Here is a 15278-nt window from a genome sequence, read left to right as displayed (position 1 = left end):
CGCAATTCTAGGCGCGGCCCCGGAGCGGCGCTTCTCCATTCCTGACCGGTCTTGGCACGGGGATTCGTCGTATGGACATCCCGGGTAGGCGGTGCCACCATGGCCGCATACGAGGCCTTGGCGCGCCGCTCCGGGGCAAGGGCTGGACTGGAGGAACCAATGTCGGATTCCGATCTCGACCTGATGGTGGAGAAATACCATCACGCGCTCGATGAGTTCATCAAGGGAGACCCGGAGCAGCAGAAGAAGCTGTTCTCAAAGCGCGACGACGTCACGCTCGCCAACCCGCTCGGGCCGCCCGCGCGGGGCACGAGCGCAGTCGAGGCAACCATGGACCGGGCATCGTCCGGGCTGAGGGAGGGCGAGCCGATCAGGTTCGAGCGAATCTCCGGCAGTACCGGGACGGACCTTGCGTACATCGTCGAAATTGAATGGGCGCGGGCCAAAGTTGGCGGATCCGATGAGCTGTCCCCGATACCGCTTCGGGTGACGACGGTTTTCCGCCGGGAAGACGGTGAGTGGAAGGTCGCCCACCGTCACGCGGATCCCATACTTTCCGTGCGGCCGATCGAGTCGCTCGTCCAGCCCTAACCGCCCCCAAGGCGCCGGACCAGGGCGTCGAGGATGGGCACCTGGCCCTTGACCAGCTTGGAGCGGGCTACAGATTCCGGGGCCCACATCGCGTTGTCGATTTCGGGATAGCTCCGGATGAGGCCTGATCCGCGCGGCCATTCCAGCTCGAAGGTGTTGCTGACGATCTCCTCGGGCGCGAAGTCCGTCTCCGCGGCGAAGGCCGTGATGAGTTTTCCGGACGGTTGCCGAAAGACGCCGAGCTCCTGATATTCGACGGCGGGAGCAGCAACGCCCATCTCCTCGGCGAACTCGCGCTTGGCAGCCACCAAGGGGTCCTCGATGTCTAGGTATTCGCCTTTGGGGATGGACCAGGCGTGCTCATCCTTGCGCGCCCAGAACGGGCCGCCCATGTGGGCTATCCAAACTTCCAGTTCCGCGGTGGAATTGCGTCGATACAGCAGGATTCCTGCGCTTCGAATGGCCATTTTGCCTCCGTGGCACGCACCAACAGCTAGAGGGTGCCTTGGTCCGGCGTTCCTGCGGGGATAGGCTCGTGGCGCATCACCTCGACCGGGCGTTCAAGGAGTCCGTCGAGGGCCGCATTGAGCCTTTTGACCGGCTCGCCTTCGCCGTGGGCGTCGAGCAGCTCGGCGGACTCCCACTTCTCGATCATGAGGATCTGGCCGTTGGGTGAGTCGTGGATGGCGTACAGGAGGCAGCCGGGCTCTTGGTGGACCTCGGCGATGGCCGGGGATAGGGCAGCGACGACTTGGTCGAACGATCCTTCCTTGGGGGTGAACGTGGCGGTGACGACGACGGGCATGGGTTCTCCTTAGTGAATTGCGGTTTGGGCGAGAGGCGCGCAGCTGTTGCGTGCCAGGAAATCTGCTTTGACCTCGATGAGCCGGGGGTCCGCTGACAGCTTGCCCTGCATCCTGCCCAGCACCAGTTCGAGGGAATGTACTGCGAGCATGTCCAGGGGCTGCCGGATCACGCTGAGTGGCGGTGACATGAGTTCGGTCCAGGGGTTGTCGTCGAAGACGATCACGGACAGTTCGTCCGGGATCCGGATTCCCACTTGGACGAGGCGCCGGACCGAGCTTTGGACCTGGGCGGTGTTGGCCACGATGAGGCCCGTCGGCGGCTGGGGCATGGAAAGGAGGGACCCGACGGCGTCCCCGCCCGAGTCGCCGCGGAAAGGTACGTCCCGGATGAGGAGCGGATCGACGGCGAGAGACGCCTCTTCGTGGGCGGCCCTGTAGCCGTTGATCCTTGCCCGTCCTGTCGACGTGCTGAGCGGACCGGTCACGAGCGCTATCCGTGTGTGGCCCAGGCCGATGAGATGTTGCGTGGAGCGCTTGGCGGAGTCGAAGTTTTCGATGCTGACGACGTCCACGTTGGCGAGTTCGTCGATGGTGCGGTCCACGAAGACCACATTCACTCCCAGGTCCTGCAGGCGTGCCCACTTCTCGATGTTTCCTCCGGTGGGAGTTGCTATGACCCCGCTGACGGAACGGTCGAGGAGGGTGTCGAGGGAATCGGCTTCCAGGTGCGGATCCTCTTGGGTTGTCATCAACACCACTTGGATCCCGTGGCTGCGGGCCTCCCACACAATGCGGTCCGCGAGCCGGGCGAAGAACGGGTTGGACAGATCGGTAACCACCAGGCCAATGGTGAGGGCGTGTCCTGCGCTCAATTCGCGGGCTGCGGCCCGTGGACGGTAACCAAGTTCATCGATCACCCTGAGGACGTCCTGTCGCTTGGCCGGCGCCACGGGTCCTGAGTCCGGGTTTAATACCCGGGACACCACGGAAACGGAAACGCCCGCGCTCGCCGCCACATCGCGAATGGTCGGGGCCTTCTTCACCGCTCCTCCTTGGGGAAATCCACTGGGTTTATCTTGCATTTCAGCTCTTTGCCGCCGCGTTCGTCTTCGTGAAGGCGTTCGACTTGGAGTCGTTGACACAGCTTAGCACCGAGTGGTACAAAAGTGGAACCGGTTCCACTCCGGGTAGTTTTCACGCAAAACGCGACAAGGAAGTTGTCCCTCCGCCTAGGCGGCCGGGTTTCCTTCGCATCGCACTCCAATGAAGAGAGACTCCAGTGAACCTTCACAAACTCCTTGTCGACCGCGAGCAGGAAGGCCGCCCCATCAGGGTCGGCCTCATCGGCGCCGGGCGTTACGGCACGATGTACCTCGCCCAGTCCAACAACATTCCCGGGATCCACGTGGTGGCCATCGCCGACATCAACGTGAAGCGCGCAGAAGGTGCTTTCGCCCTTGTTGAATGGCCTGCCGAGCAGATCGCTCCGGATATTGCCACGGCACTCAAGGACCGCACCACGGCGATCGTGGCTAACGCAGACGAACTGTTCGACGTCGACATCGACGTGATCGTCGAAGCCACAGGCAACCCGATCGTGGGAATCAAGCACGCCCTGCGCGCCATCGAAACCAAGAAGCACATCATCATGGTGACCGTTGAGGCGGACGCGTTGGCTGGCCCTGCCCTGGCCAAGCGCGCAGAAGCGGCCGGCGTCGTCTATTCAATGGCCTACGGCGACCAACCTGCACTCATCATGGAGTTGGTTGACTGGGCACGTACCAGCGGATTCGACGTTGTCTGCGCGGGCAAGGGGGCCAAGTACCTTGAGCACTACCATGAGATGAATCCGGACAACGTCTGGGAGAACTGGGAGTTCTCGAAGGAACTCACCGACTCCGGCCAGCTCAACCCGTACATGCACACCTCGTTCCGCGACGGCACGAAGGCCGCCATTGAGATGGCTGCCGTCGCCAATGGTGCAGGCCTTGCCCCGTCCGACTCCGGGCTCAGCTTCACGCCTGGCAATGTCGAAGAGATTGCCACGATTTGCCGGCCAAACGAGGTCGGGGGCTCACTCGCCCATGAAGGCAGCGTGGATGTCATGTCCAGCGTGAACCGTGACGGCACCTGGATCAGCCACAACACCCAGGAAGGCGTCTTCGTCGTCGTCAAGGCTACAAACGCCTACGTCTCCGGTTGCTTCAACGAATATCCCTGGCACCCGGACCCCACCGGCCAGTACGCAGCGCTGTACCGCCCGTACCACTACGTAGGTCTCGAACTGAACGTGTCAATCGCCAACGCCGCACTGCGCGGAATTCCGACCGGAGCACCCGTCGGATTCTTCGGCGACGTGGTCGCCACCGCAAAGAAGGAGCTCAAAGCCGGAGAGTTCCTCGACGGCGAGGGCGGATTCACGGTGTGGGGCAAGCTGGTTTCGGCGAAGCATTCCGTCGCCACCGGGGCACTGCCGGTAGCCTTGGCCCACCACGTTGAGCTGCGCAACGACGTCCCGAAGGGGGCGGTTGTCCGCTGGGACGACGTCGTCATTGACGACTCGCTGGCCCAAGCCCTTGAGTTGCGCCGCGAAACCGAAGCGTTCATCGCCCAGCCCGTACCCGCGGGAGCCTGAAACCGACCTCCTTGCTTCCCCCATCCGGATCGCATCCTTCCAATGAAGAAAGGCATCGCATGAACACCAAGACCCGCGCCATCACCGGAGTACTAGCCTGCAGCATGGCTGCAATCGCCCTTGCCGGATGTGCCCCCGCCGGCGCTTCCGGCGGCGGCCAGGCAGCACCGGTCGCCAAAATCCAGTTGTCCATTCCTGATCCGATCACCTCTTCAGTAGGCGTGTCTGCACAGCACTTCGCGGACCAGGTGAAGAAGACCTCCAACGGATCGGTGGTGGTGACCGTCGTTCCCAACGGAACCAGCTTCAGCGGCGACCAAAACGCCGCGGTCACCCGCCTTCAGGGTGGTTCGTTGGACGCATTGATCCTTTCAACCTCGGTCTACGCTTCGGTGGTGCCCGAAATGAACGCGATCAGCATTCCCTACCTCTTCAAGGACACCAGCGAAGAGGCGGCATTCCTGGCAGGGAAACCCGGCCAGGACCTGAAAGACAAGCTCGCCAAAAAGGACACTGTCGCGCTGAGCTTCCTCACCCGGACAGGCCGTGAAATCACCAACTCCGTCCGTCCGATTACGCAACCTGCAGACCTCAAAGGATTGAAGATCCGCGTACCCGGCAACACATTGTGGACGGACTTCTTCGGCAAGCTCGGCGCCAGCCCCACCACCATGGCCTTCTCCGAAGTCTTCACGGGCCTGCAAACGGGCACGATCGACGGCCAGGAGAATCCCATCGAGGTGCCCTGGACCAACAAATTCTCCGAGGTGCAGAAGTACGTGTCGATGACCAACCACATCAACGACGCGTGGGTACTCGCCTTGTCATCGAAGAAATGGGCAACCCTCAGCGCTGACCAGCAAAAGGCGCTGACTGACGCCTCGACGGAAACCGCCTCGTTCAAAACCACGTACGACACAGACCAGGCGAAGAAGCAGTTGGACGAGCTGACCGCCAAGGGCATGAAAGCGAACGAGCTGAGCGCTTCCAGCATCGAAGAGTTCAAAGCCGTCTCGAAGAGCCTCTACCCGGAATTCTCGAAGCTCATTGGACAAGACTTCTTCGACCAAGCGGTCGCTTTCAAACCTGCGAAGTAATCCCTCAATCTGTGGCGGGAGCCCTCCCGGGCTCCCGCCACGGCCTCTCCACACACTTATCCGCTCTCAATGTCGAAAGTCTGGACCACCATGGAACACACCCTCATTTCACGGGACCTGGAAGAGGCCCTCCCGCCTGATGCCGAGGAGATCCTGCACGCGGGCCACGTGACCCCCGGCTGGAGCGGCGCGATGTGGCTGGACCGGGCTTTGGAGTGGATTGTGGGTGCAGCGATCCTTGCCGAACTCGCCGTCATCCTGTTGAACATCACCGTCCGTGTGGCCACGGGCGATTCGGTCCTTTGGACCCAGGAAGTCTCCGAGATAGCCCTCCTGACTATCGCCTTCATGGGTGGGGCAATCGCCTATCCCAAGGGTGCCCACATGTCGGTGCAGGCCTTGGTCATGCGGCTTCCCGCTGCGTGGAAGCCCTATTTGGCTGCGCTGGTGGACTGGCTGGTCTTCGTGATGAGCGCCGGTGCTTTCACACTTTTCGTTCCCACGCTGGTCCAGCAAACCGGGGAGAAGACGCCCATCCTCCAGCTCCCGGTGTTCTGGGTCTCCATGCCGTTCTCGCTCGGCATGGTCCTGATTGCCTGGTTCGCGCTCGTCAAGCTTTGGCGGCAGCAAAAGCGCGCCGTCCTGGTAGCCGCCGGCATCGCTGCAGTCCTGGCCGTCGTCATACTCCTGGCGCCGCCGCTCTTTTACTATGCCTCGCCCAACATCCTCCTTGGCACGGTGCTCGCGGTTCTGTTCTTCCTGCTGTTCCTTGGACTTCCCATCGCGTTCGTGCTTGCCCTTGCCTCAGGGACCTACCTCTACCTCGGAGGGATTTCCGAGGTCAGCGCGATCCCGATCGGCATGGCCTCGGGCGCGAAGGGATTCGTGCTCTTGGCGATCCCGTTCTTCATCCTGGCCGGCACAGTGATGAACTCCGCCGGACTCACCCTCCCTCTGGCCAAGCTCGTCGACGCCCTTATCGGGCACTTGCGCGGGGGACTGCTGCACGTGGTTGTCGTGACGATGTACATTTTCTCCGGCATCTCGGGCTCGAAGGTCGCCGACGTCGCGGCCGTCGGCACCACCATGCGCGGCATGCTTGAAGAGCGCAAATATCCACGCGCGGAGGTTGTTGCAGTGCTGTCGGCGTCCGCGATCATGGGTGAAACCATCCCGCCAAGCATCGTCCTTCTCGTCCTTGGCTCCATCACCACGATTTCGACCACCACCCTTTTCCTCGCCGGCTTCGTGCCGGCAGCTTTCCTGGCGCTCGTAGTCATGGCGCTCGTCTTCCTGCGTGCACGCAAGCATGGCGGGGTGGCCAGTCCCAAGGCAAGCTGGCGGGTACGCGGTTCGGCTACGTTTTTCGCGCTGCCCACCCTTCTCCTGCCGGTCGGCATGGTGGCCGGTATCCTGAGCGGGTTCGCGACGCCGACAGAAGTCTCGTCCGTCGCCGTCGCGTACGCATTCGTCCTGGCGGCCGCCTATCGCCGCGGCAGCAAGCGGCTGCTCGGTGACACCCTCCGGGAAACCACGACGACGGCGGGCATGGTGCTCTTCATCATCGCTGCCGCCTCTCCGCTTGCCCAGACACTTGCCCTCGCCGGCGTCTCGCAGCAAATCCACGACCTCATGTCCAGCCTCGGGGATTCCCCGATCCTCTTCATGCTCTTCACGGTCATCCTGCTCGTCATCATGGGCCAACTCCTCGAGGGCTTGCCGGCGGTGCTGATCTTCGCCCCGTTGCTGCTGCCTATCGCCACAGACTTCGGCGTTAACCCGGTGCAATATGCCATGGTGCTCATCATTTCCATGGGCATAGGGTCGTTCGCGCCGCCGGCGGGTGTCGGCTTCTACGTCGCGTGCGCCACGGCCCGGGAAACCGTGGAGAACAGCCTCAAGCACTTCTGGCCGTACCTTCTCGCCCTCTTCGTGGGGATTTTGGTGCTCGCGGCGGTGCCGTGGTTCAGTACTTTCCTGCCGGCCCTCGCCGGGCTGATCCCGTTCTAGGCCATGACGCAGATGAGCAACGCTGAGAAAGGCGTTCCCTCGTCGGTGGCCCTGCTGGGTACCGGGCCGATGGGAGCCCCCATCGCCCGAAACCTCATCGCCGCGGGAGTGCCGCTGAAGCTCTGGAACCGGACGGCCCGCAAGGCCAAAGCCATCCTCGGGGGACATGCCGTGGATTCCCCGGCGGAAACGGCCAGCAACGTGGTGCTGACCGTCCTGCCCGACCTCCCCCAAGTCGAGCAGCTCCTGCACGGACCCGACGGGCTCCTTGCGGGGTGGAAGGCCGCCGGCATCGACAACCCGATTCTGGTGGTCCACGGAACGGTGTCGCCCGTCGCTGTCGCCGCCTTCGCCGAGGAATGCCGGAAGACCTCGGGAGTGACCGTCATTGACGCTCCGCTCAGCGGCGGCACCATTGGCGCCGAACAGGGACGCCTCAGCATCATGGTCGGGGGTCCCCACGAGGTGGTGGAGCGCCTTAGGCCGCTGCTCGGACTCTACGGCTCCACCGTCCTGCGGTTCGGGAACACGGGCGCAGGCTCGATTGCCAAAGCCTGCAACCAAATCGTTGTGGCCGCAACGGTAACGGCAATCGCCGAGGCCATGGCCCTCGCCGAGGCTTCCGGGCTGGATTCCGGGCACGTGCAAGAAATACTTGCCGGAGGCCTGGCCAACTCAGAAGTCCTTCAACAAAAGGGCCATCGCTGGCTCGAACACGATTTTCAAGGCGGCGGATCGGCAAAGAACCAATTGAAGGACTTGACGTTCATCGCGGAAACGGCGGCAGATGCCGGGCTGGACCTGCCGGTTTCGAGCAGCGTCCGCAGGGCATTCCAAACGATGATTGCGCTGGGGCTCGGCGAACTGGATCATACGGGCATCTATCTCAGCGTCCGCGCCGCACTCCGCGCCTAACGCGGACGACGACGGCGGGAGCCTCCCGCCGTCGTCGTCCCGCGTTTCATACGGCTCAGCCGATGTAGCCCTCCACCTGCTTTGGGGGCCGCGGTTTAGCCTCGTTCGGGTTCTCGCCGTACTGTCTCTTGGCCCGCCGTTGCCGCAGCAGGTCCCAGCATTGATCCAGGTCCTGTTCAATGCGCTCCAGTCTTGTGCGGTCAGGGGCATGCCCGGGCCCTGGCGGGGCCGCCTCCGCCTTTTCTCGAAGCTCACGCTCTTCCTCCACCAGTGAGTGGATGCGCTGGAGAATGCCTTGTTCGTCCATGATGACCCTCTTCCTGAACTAGCCGTTACCTGTCAGGTTAGTGAGGTCGGCGGGCAGTGGCCAGAGTCCGCCTCCGCAGGTGCCGTCCCTCGATCTTCCATTTGCGGAATACTTGGAAGCAGATCCAAGATTGCGCAAGCGAAGGCGGGTGATTGACGTGAGCGGCGAAAACAGTGCGTTCAAGCGAAAGCTGGAGCGGGCCCTGGAGCTGCGGAACGTCCGGGCGGCAGGCATGACGGCCGAGGAGGAAGCCGAGCTTGAGGCCGCAGGCGAGGAAGAGCGCCGGAAGCGCAAGAAGGTGGACGATGCCGCCAGGGCGGAATATCTGATCCGCGACGCCATGGCGCAAGGAAAGTTCGACAACCTCAAGTACGCAGGAAAGCCGATCCCCGGGCTGGGGGAGCGCTACGATCCCGATTGGTGGGTGAAAGGCCTTATCCAGCGGGAGCATCTCAGCGGACTCGGTCCGAAGGCCATTCTGCTCCGCGCCGAGGATGCCGAATTGGATGCGAACCTTGATGCCTTGTACTCGGAAAATCAGGTGCGCGAGCTTGTGGAGGACTTCAACGCCCGGGTCATCGATGCACGGCGCCAGCTCCAAGGCGGGCCTCCGGTGATCACGAAAACCCGCGACGTCGGCGTCGAGGTGGAACGCTGGCGCGAGCGCCGGGCGGCGGCTGCCGAGGCTACGGCAGCCCGGGAGGCCGTGAACCAGGAGCATGCCGGCAAGCGGCCGTGGTGGCGTCGCTTGTGGAGCGGTCCCGGTTAGGGAACGCTTGGGAAACTCGGTGAGCTGCGATGAATGTTCCCCGTGGCTGTCCGCCGGCCCATAAATGTCAGACCCTCCCCCTAGCCTGAAACTGTCAGGCGGCCGAAAGGCCCGCGCGGTTTCAGGGCCAGGAATCCAGGAGGGGGCAGGCGTGGAAGACCGGGTGTTCGGAACGGAAAGCGATGCGTGGGTTCCGGCCGTCAGCTTCACGGACCGGGAGGATTCGCCGCTGCTTGGCACCATGAGCCTGCCGCTCGCTTCCTTCCTCAGTGCCGACGATGCGCTCAGTGCTGTGGAATCGGCCGATAGGCTCATTGCCTGGGCAACCGCCATGAAGTATCAGGCCCTGGCCCGGGTTGAAGAGGTAATCGATGAAGAATCCCCGCGGAGGCAAGAGAGGCAGCCGGTACGGTTCGGTGGGGATGAAGCCCATGCCTTGGCCGTCTCCGAAGTGTCCACCGCCTGTGCCCTGACGGAAGGCATGGCCGCGCGCTTGCTGCATGATGCCGCGGATCTCACGACGTCCCAATGGGGAGTCCTTGAGGCGGTCGAGGCCGGGGATATCTCTGAAATGCACGCCCGAATCATTCTCGACCAGGCCCGTTCGCTCCCGGCCGGGCACGCCGAAAAATTCGCTACCGTGGCCTTGCTGCGCACGCGGACGCGGCAAGGCCGGCGCCGCACGCTGTCCGAGTTCCGCGCCTGCCTGCGGCGGCTGCGCGAGCATGTGCACCCCGAAAGCATTACCGCCCGCAAAGAGTCTGCCCAGCGGCAGCGCGGTGTATGGTTCACGGCCGAGCCGGACGGTATGTGCACGCTCTCCGCGTTCCTCACGGCGGAAGTCGGGATGGCCATTTACAACGGGCTCGACCACGATGCACGGCAGACCAGTGCACGGGCTGCGGAGCTGGGAGGCCTTCCCGGGCCGCACCCTACACCCGAATTTGGTGCTGCCTCCGATTCCCGCACACTGTCGGAGCTCCGCGCGGATGCGCTGGCATACCGTCTCTTTGGTGGGTCTGACCGCCTTTTGGGTAGATCAGGCGAGCTGCTTGGCGGATCTGACCTGTCCGAACCCGGGGTATTCCGCGCCGAGGTCGTGATAACCATTCCCGTTGGATCCGTCTTTGGCGGCAGCGTCGTGCCCGGCGGTGGCGAGTTCGATACAGCTGAACTCGAAGGATACGGACCCATAGACGGTGCAACGGCCCGGCGCATGGCGGCCCTTGCGCCAACGTGGCAACGGCTGTTTACGGATTGCGCCAGCGGCCAGGTCCTGGGTGTGGGGCGCACGGCCTACCGTCCACCGAAGGCTCTTCGCCGGTACCTTCAGGGCCGTGACGGGACCTGCCGGTTCCCCGGGTGCACGCGGAGGGTTGTCGCTTGCGAACCCGACCACATCATCGAGTGGCAGGATGGCGGCACTACTGACGCCGGCAACCTTGCAATGCTCTGCCGAAAGCACCATGCGCTGAAGTCCATAGGCGCCTGGAGCTATAGACAGTCCTCGCCAACTGGCTACCTCGAGTGGAAGTCGCCCCTGGGCCGGCAATATACGAGCGAAGCAGCAGATGTTGGCAGGACGGTCCATTTGCTCCAGCGGCCAGAACCCCCGCCGTTCTAGGGCGTGGAGTGGCGTCATTGTTAGGTTCTGCCTGTGTTGAACGCAGGCGTCCCAGCCAGCCTGCCGCCGTCGACCGCGAGCACCGTGCCGGTGACGAACGACGACTGCTCCGAGCCGAGCCAGACGGCGGCTGCGGCAACCTCGGCCGTGGTACCGATCCGTCCGAGCGGCACGGCGGCGGCCACCCGATCCTGGGCAGCTTGGCCCGCGCCGGCAAGGCGTTCGGTGAGGATGGGGCCGGGTGCGATCGCGTTGACCCTGATCCCCTGCGAGGCGTAGTCGAGCGCGGCCACCCGGGTCAGGCCGCCGACGCCGAACTTGCTCGCCACGTAGCCGCTCAAGCCGGCGACGCCTTGTTCGCCTGCGGTGGAGGACATGTTGACGATTGCTCCGCCATTCCCGCCCGCCAGCATGAGCTCGATTTCGTATTTCAGGCAGAGGAACACTCCGCGCAAGTTGACCGAGATGGCGCTGTCGAACTCCGAGCTCTCCCACTCGGCCAGGGGCGCGGGTGGTCGCCCGTCGCCTGCGGCATTGTTGACCGCGAGGTCGAGCCTGCCGAAGCGGTCCCGGATCTGGCTCATCAGGGCTTTCACTGAGTCCTCGTCGCCAACATCCACGGTCATGGCGACGGCGTTCCCGGCACCCGAAGTAATTGCGGCGACACGTTGGGACAGGCCGGTGCTGTCCCGTGACGCATGGACGACCTGGGCACCGGCTCCGGCCAGCGCAGCCGCGATCTCGGCGCCGATTCCGCGGCTCGCTCCGGTGACGAGGGCGACCTTGCCTGACAGGGGCCGGGCGGGATCCGGCGTCGTCATGGTTCCACCGTCCGTGGTGCGCGGGGCGCGTGCGCCCGTGGCTCCTGGTTCGCCGCCGCCCGGCTGCGGGGGAGCAGGAAGCCTGCCGCGACAAGCCACAGCAGGCCGCCGAAGCGCCCCAGTGGCAGGAGGAACTGAAGAGGTTCGATCGCCATCGACAGGAAGCTCAACTCGGACAGTGCGGCAATGACCAGCCCGGTCCAGGCCAGCCAGCGGGGCATAAAGCCCAGGATCAGGGTCGGAACGGCGATTCCTGCCATGAGGAGGCCGGTACCGACCACAAAGCCGACCCCGCCGGTGATGAACGCAAGGAATGCGAGAGCGTGGGTAAGTGTCACATCCGTAGTGATTTCAGGCCGGCTCAGCAACCAGGTCAGGGAGCCGGACAACATCAGGAAGATGGCCGCGCTGGCGCCCCCGAAGAAGCTGATGGCCGGTCCGGGGACGCGTACGCCAAGCCGTAGCTGCCGGGCGTAGACGGTGGCCGCGTAAATCCCCAACGGCACGGCGGAGCCGAATTGAAGCATGCCGCCTACCCGCATCGCGGCGTAGTTTTGTTGGAAGAATGCCGCCACTTGTCCGGTCGGGGCAAAGGGCGAGACGTACGTTTGGCCACCAGTCATGATTGCGGAGGTGGCGAGGCCGGCGAGGAAGATACCCAGGCTGACGAGGGCGAGAATGCCGGGGTGCGGGCCGCCGGACCGGGCTGGCCGGACGCCTACATCGGGATTCGAACGATTGCTCATGGCTGAACCTTTCGTAATTGCATCACTAATGAAATAGTTCACCTACAGAATTGTTCTGTCAAGCATGTATTCTTGATCCATGGACTTCGCCACACCTGGCCGGTCGAGACGGACCGCTTTTCTCTTGTCGCAGCTCGGCGCCGTCGCGTCGTCGCGCTTTGCCGACCGCACACGGGAGATCGGCCTGACGCCGAGCGATGCCGGTGTCATCCGCCTGATCGGACGCGCTCCTGGTTTGAGCCAGCGCTCCCTGGCCGACAGGCTTGGCGCCGTCCCGAGCCGGGTTGTCACACTCATCGACTCACTCCAAGACCGCGGGCTCGTGGACAGGGTGCGCAGCAGCACGGACCGGAGGAACTACGAACTCCACCTCACCGACGCCGGCAAGCGCGTGCTGCGTGAATTGCGCGGTATCGCGGAACAACATGAGGCGGAGCTTCTGGCCCCCCTGACAGCGGAGCAGAACGGCCAGCTTGAGGTGCTGCTCGCGCAACTCGCCAGTGGCCACGGACTGGACGTGGACCTCCACCGCGATCTCGGCCGCCAGGCCGGACGTGATCCCGGAGCTGGCGGCGGACGCAAGGCCTGATCGGGCGCCCCGGCCCCGTTCCGCCGTCGGGAACCCTCGCGCCGATCGGGCGACGATTTTTGCCACTATGTGGGGAATAGCAGCTGGATGGTGTATGTTGCACATTCGCCAGGAAATATACAAGAGAAGAGATAACCTCAGGTGGCAACCGATTACGACGAACTCCGCTCCGACGTCGCGGAATCCCAAAGCACGTCACTTCAGGCCCTGCAGTCCGCCAACGCTCCGGATGCCCGCAGCGTCGTTCGGGAGCTGGACGAAGCCGATGCCTTCGAAGGGAACGATGTTCCAGGCGGCGAATTCGTGGCCGAAGAACTCGTCATCGCCGTCGTTCCCCAGAAGGAAGACGAGTTCACGTGCTATTCGTGTTTCCTCGTCCGTCACCGCTCCCAGATTGCCCGTGAAAAGAACGGCCACGCGTACTGCGTAGAGTGCGAAGGCTGAGCCCCTGAAGCCGGCCCAATGGCCGCTCAGCTTCCTTCCCTGTAGTTGCGTTCATCACAGGGGCTGAAGGCGCTTCTTCTTGGCGAGCTTTTCATAGCGGGCCTCGGAGTCGGCTGCTCGCTGCTCTTCGGCAGCGAGCAGCGGACCGTATGGTGAGTTGTCCTGCGCCGGTCCGTCGGCATGGTTCGCGAGCCGCAGCAGTATTGAGCGACTGACAACGCTGTCTTGGTGCTCTCCTAGGATCTTCTGGATCTTCTGTGCATTACGTGCCAGCTTCACGGCCGGTTTCTTGTGGACGTCCTCCAGCGCTTCGGCCACATGGCGCAGCCGCTTCGCGTCTTTGCGGACCTGATGCAATGCCTTGTCGCCTTCGACGCCGGTTTGCCCGGCGGCCGCCTTCTGGGACTTGCGCATCCGCTTGATCGCTTTGCCGGCCAGCTTAGCGGTGAGGGGGCGGGCCTTCTTCCCGGCACGAGCCTTTGTTGGAGGCTCGTCGCGGAATTGCTCCAGGGACTCCAGGAGCCGGAAATAGCGTTTTGTTTCCAATGCACGGAGCATCTCGCGATATCCGGAATTGAAGGAGGTCTCGAGTTCGTCATGGATCCTGCTGGCGGCTGAAGCGGGTACCGAGCCGTCCGGTTGCTCATTCAGCAGTTCCCCGATCCGGTCGCGCAGCACTTCGGCATCGCGGGCCTTGCCCAGGACCTTGCCCAGCCATTTCAGTTCGGCCTTGAGCTGGTCGGTGGTGTCGGCGTCGAAGAGCTTGCCGTACGCGGACAAAGTGGAGCGGAGCCTGCGCGTTGCGGAGCGCATGCCGTGAACGGCGTCGTCGGCGCCTTGCCGGACTCCGGAGTCCAATTCCGTGATGACAGCGATCTGCGCGGCGATATAGGCAAGTACTGCGTCCCCGGCGGAACCCTTCGGACGGGCCTTCGGTGGCGCCGGCACGGCGGCTGGCCACGCAGTTCCAAAGGCGCGGGCCAGCTTGGAAACCTGCCGTGATCGGCTTGCGCCGGTCCCCGACAATACGCGCTCCGCGCTATCAAACAGGGCTTGGTCGCCGTGTACCAGCTCGATTTCCCATTCCCGCCACTGCCGCTCCAATTGCGTTGGGTGCAAAGTCTCGGCCGTGACGTGGTCATCGACGAAGTCGGCCAGGGTGACGTCCTCGCTGCCGTGCAGCCGGTGCAAGGTGCGACGGGTGTGGATCCGGGCCACGGGCCTGAGCTCCTCGCCGCGGGTGAAGACGAGGAGCCGCTCCGCCAGCTCGTCGGGGACGATCTCGGGCTGGCCCAGCGGCGCGTGGATCTCCACCCGGTTGTCCCGCTCTGCCGGCAGTTTCACATGCCAGCCTGGGTCGGTGCCGCCGGTGCGGCGCCGCAAAGTGATGCGGTGCTTGGCAAGAACGAGTCCTTCGGTGTCGAAGTAGACGGCCTCGAGTTGATGATCGGCAGGCTCTGCAACCTGTTCGACGCCGGCGATGTCCTCGAACGCGGGAAGAGGCGTTTCCAAGTCAGCGTCGTATTTGCGTTCTGTTTCCACGGATTCCTGGGTCGACATGCCGCATCCCGTCCTTCTCGTCGTTGCTCGCGCCTATAGGCATCCTCCCACCAGGCCTTCTGGAGGGAAAGACCGGACGAAGGCATCTCGGCGCGTCCCTTGCGGGCTGTTACGACCCCGGGCGTCCGGCTCCCTAGACCGGAATCGCAGCAAGCCCTAAGATCACTCTGACGGCACCAGCCCTGGCTGATCGATGTCCGTCGCGGTCTCACCAACAAGCGTGAGCGCCGGGTCCGTTCCGCGACTCCTGGGTCTCTGAACGGGCCCGGTCGGCCTCTCCCCGGCTCATCCACGGCGATGCCGATACGGAGCGCTGAGTGCCCTTCGGCAGTAACCTCGCGGTAATTAGCTCGCGGTAATTAGA

The 15278-nt window shown here is 63.8% G+C and carries 16 protein-coding genes; 9 read left to right on the top strand and 7 right to left on the bottom strand.

Annotation, left to right across the window (positions count from 1 at the left end):
- The first annotated feature begins 99 nt into the window (after positions 1-99).
- On the top strand, positions 100-591 hold the full coding sequence (locus L0B83_RS12395) for a YybH family protein (protein WP_234758762.1): 492 nt from the start codon (positions 100-102) through the stop codon (positions 589-591).
- On the opposite strand, the gene L0B83_RS12390 is transcribed toward L0B83_RS12395, so the two are convergent.
- From L0B83_RS12390 to L0B83_RS12380, 3 genes are read right to left on the bottom strand one after another with little or no spacing between them, the layout of a single operon-like run.
- Positions 588-1058, bottom strand: coding sequence for an NUDIX hydrolase (locus L0B83_RS12390; protein ID WP_234758761.1), 471 nt, complete (start codon positions 1056-1058; stop codon positions 588-590). The two genes, L0B83_RS12395 and L0B83_RS12390, sit on opposite strands and share 4 nt — an antisense overlap.
- Positions 1059-1084: 26 nt before the next feature.
- Positions 1085-1396 (bottom strand): putative quinol monooxygenase, encoded by a 312-nt coding sequence (locus L0B83_RS12385; RefSeq protein ID WP_234758760.1) that lies wholly within the window; start codon positions 1394-1396, stop codon positions 1085-1087.
- Between the two features lie 9 nt (positions 1397-1405).
- Entirely contained in the window at positions 1406-2440 is a 1035-nt protein-coding gene (locus L0B83_RS12380) for a LacI family DNA-binding transcriptional regulator (RefSeq protein ID WP_234758759.1), read from the bottom strand.
- Positions 2441-2676: 236 nt separating this feature from the next.
- Here L0B83_RS12380 and L0B83_RS12375 point away from each other — a divergent pair, with 236 nt between their 5' ends.
- The 4 genes from L0B83_RS12375 to L0B83_RS12360 all read left to right on the top strand — a co-directional run bounded on the left by L0B83_RS12375 (position 2677) and on the right by L0B83_RS12360 (position 8054).
- On the top strand, positions 2677-4032 hold the full coding sequence (locus L0B83_RS12375) for an NAD(P)H-dependent oxidoreductase (protein WP_234758758.1): 1356 nt from the start codon (positions 2677-2679) through the stop codon (positions 4030-4032).
- A 59-nt stretch (positions 4033-4091) separates the two neighbouring features.
- A complete protein-coding gene (locus L0B83_RS12370; RefSeq protein WP_234758757.1) occupies positions 4092-5129 on the top strand; it encodes a DctP family TRAP transporter solute-binding subunit in 1038 nt (345 codons plus the stop codon).
- A 69-nt stretch (positions 5130-5198) separates the two neighbouring features.
- Positions 5199-7139 carry a TRAP transporter large permease gene (locus L0B83_RS12365; RefSeq protein WP_234758756.1) on the top strand — a complete coding sequence of 647 codons (1941 nt, stop codon included), beginning with the start codon at positions 5199-5201 and terminating at the stop codon, positions 7137-7139.
- 12 nt (positions 7140-7151) lie between these two features.
- Complete coding sequence (locus tag L0B83_RS12360; protein ID WP_234758755.1) at positions 7152-8054, top strand: NAD(P)-dependent oxidoreductase; 903 nt, start codon at positions 7152-7154, stop codon at positions 8052-8054.
- 55 nt (positions 8055-8109) lie between these two features.
- Here L0B83_RS12360 and L0B83_RS12355 read toward each other — a convergent pair whose 3' ends face one another.
- Complete coding sequence (locus L0B83_RS12355) at positions 8110-8361, bottom strand: DUF2630 family protein (RefSeq protein WP_234758754.1); 252 nt, start codon at positions 8359-8361, stop codon at positions 8110-8112.
- Between the two features lie 157 nt (positions 8362-8518).
- Between L0B83_RS12355 and L0B83_RS12350 the strand changes: the two genes are divergently transcribed.
- Together L0B83_RS12350 and L0B83_RS12345 are read left to right on the top strand one after the other, a co-directional pair.
- Positions 8519-9130, top strand: a complete 612-nt coding sequence (locus L0B83_RS12350; protein ID WP_234758753.1) for a DnaJ family domain-containing protein — start codon at positions 8519-8521, stop codon at positions 9128-9130.
- A gap of 151 nt (positions 9131-9281) precedes the next feature.
- Positions 9282-10754 (top strand): HNH endonuclease signature motif containing protein, encoded by a 1473-nt coding sequence (locus tag L0B83_RS12345; protein WP_234758752.1) that lies wholly within the window; start codon positions 9282-9284, stop codon positions 10752-10754.
- 20 nt (positions 10755-10774) lie between these two features.
- Here the strand turns inward: L0B83_RS12345 and L0B83_RS12340 are convergent, their stop codons facing one another.
- On the bottom strand, positions 10775-11575 hold the full coding sequence (locus L0B83_RS12340; protein WP_234758751.1) for an SDR family NAD(P)-dependent oxidoreductase: 801 nt from the start codon (positions 11573-11575) through the stop codon (positions 10775-10777).
- Positions 11572-12321 (bottom strand): hypothetical protein, encoded by a 750-nt coding sequence (locus L0B83_RS12335; protein WP_234758750.1) that lies wholly within the window; start codon positions 12319-12321, stop codon positions 11572-11574. The genes L0B83_RS12340 and L0B83_RS12335 overlap by 4 nt, the downstream gene beginning before the upstream one ends.
- 79 nt (positions 12322-12400) lie before the next feature.
- Here L0B83_RS12335 and L0B83_RS12330 point away from each other — a divergent pair, with 79 nt between their 5' ends.
- The gene (locus L0B83_RS12330) at positions 12401-12910 is read left to right on the top strand and encodes a MarR family winged helix-turn-helix transcriptional regulator (protein ID WP_234758749.1); all 510 of its coding nucleotides are present in this window, start codon (positions 12401-12403) and stop codon (positions 12908-12910) included.
- 141 nt (positions 12911-13051) lie between these two features.
- Positions 13052-13354, top strand: a complete 303-nt coding sequence (locus L0B83_RS12325) for a DUF4193 domain-containing protein (protein WP_234758748.1) — start codon at positions 13052-13054, stop codon at positions 13352-13354.
- A 54-nt stretch (positions 13355-13408) separates the two neighbouring features.
- Here the strand turns inward: L0B83_RS12325 and L0B83_RS12320 are convergent, their stop codons facing one another.
- Positions 13409-14914, bottom strand: coding sequence for a CYTH and CHAD domain-containing protein (locus L0B83_RS12320; protein WP_234758747.1), 1506 nt, complete (start codon positions 14912-14914; stop codon positions 13409-13411).
- Between the last annotated feature and the right edge of the window lie 364 nt (positions 14915-15278).

The sequence above is a fragment of the Arthrobacter alkaliphilus genome, from assembly GCF_021483235.1.
Classification (GTDB): domain Bacteria; phylum Actinomycetota; class Actinomycetes; order Actinomycetales; family Micrococcaceae; genus Arthrobacter; species Arthrobacter alkaliphilus.
Note: the sequence above shows the minus strand (reverse complement) of the source record. Positions and strands in the feature narration are given on the sequence as shown.

Excerpts from the sequence above, each read along its gene's own strand:
- L0B83_RS12395 (WP_234758762.1), top strand. The coding sequence starts at position 100 with ATGGCCGCATACGAGGCCTTGGCGCGCCGCTCCGGGGCAAGGGCTGGA.
- L0B83_RS12390 (WP_234758761.1), bottom strand. The coding sequence starts at position 1,058 with ATGGCCATTCGAAGCGCAGGAATCCTGCTGTATCGACGCAATTCCACC.
- L0B83_RS12385 (WP_234758760.1), bottom strand. The coding sequence starts at position 1,396 with ATGCCCGTCGTCGTCACCGCCACGTTCACCCCCAAGGAAGGATCGTTC.
- L0B83_RS12370 (WP_234758757.1), top strand. The coding sequence starts at position 4,092 with ATGAACACCAAGACCCGCGCCATCACCGGAGTACTAGCCTGCAGCATG.
- L0B83_RS12365 (WP_234758756.1), top strand. The coding sequence starts at position 5,199 with ATGTCGAAAGTCTGGACCACCATGGAACACACCCTCATTTCACGGGAC.
- L0B83_RS12360 (WP_234758755.1), top strand. The coding sequence starts at position 7,152 with ATGAGCAACGCTGAGAAAGGCGTTCCCTCGTCGGTGGCCCTGCTGGGT.
- L0B83_RS12355 (WP_234758754.1), bottom strand. The coding sequence starts at position 8,361 with ATGGACGAACAAGGCATTCTCCAGCGCATCCACTCACTGGTGGAGGAA.
- L0B83_RS12340 (WP_234758751.1), bottom strand. The coding sequence starts at position 11,575 with ATGACGACGCCGGATCCCGCCCGGCCCCTGTCAGGCAAGGTCGCCCTC.
- L0B83_RS12335 (WP_234758750.1), bottom strand. The coding sequence starts at position 12,321 with ATGAGCAATCGTTCGAATCCCGATGTAGGCGTCCGGCCAGCCCGGTCC.
- L0B83_RS12330 (WP_234758749.1), top strand. The coding sequence starts at position 12,401 with ATGGACTTCGCCACACCTGGCCGGTCGAGACGGACCGCTTTTCTCTTG.
- L0B83_RS12320 (WP_234758747.1), bottom strand. The coding sequence starts at position 14,914 with ATGTCGACCCAGGAATCCGTGGAAACAGAACGCAAATACGACGCTGAC.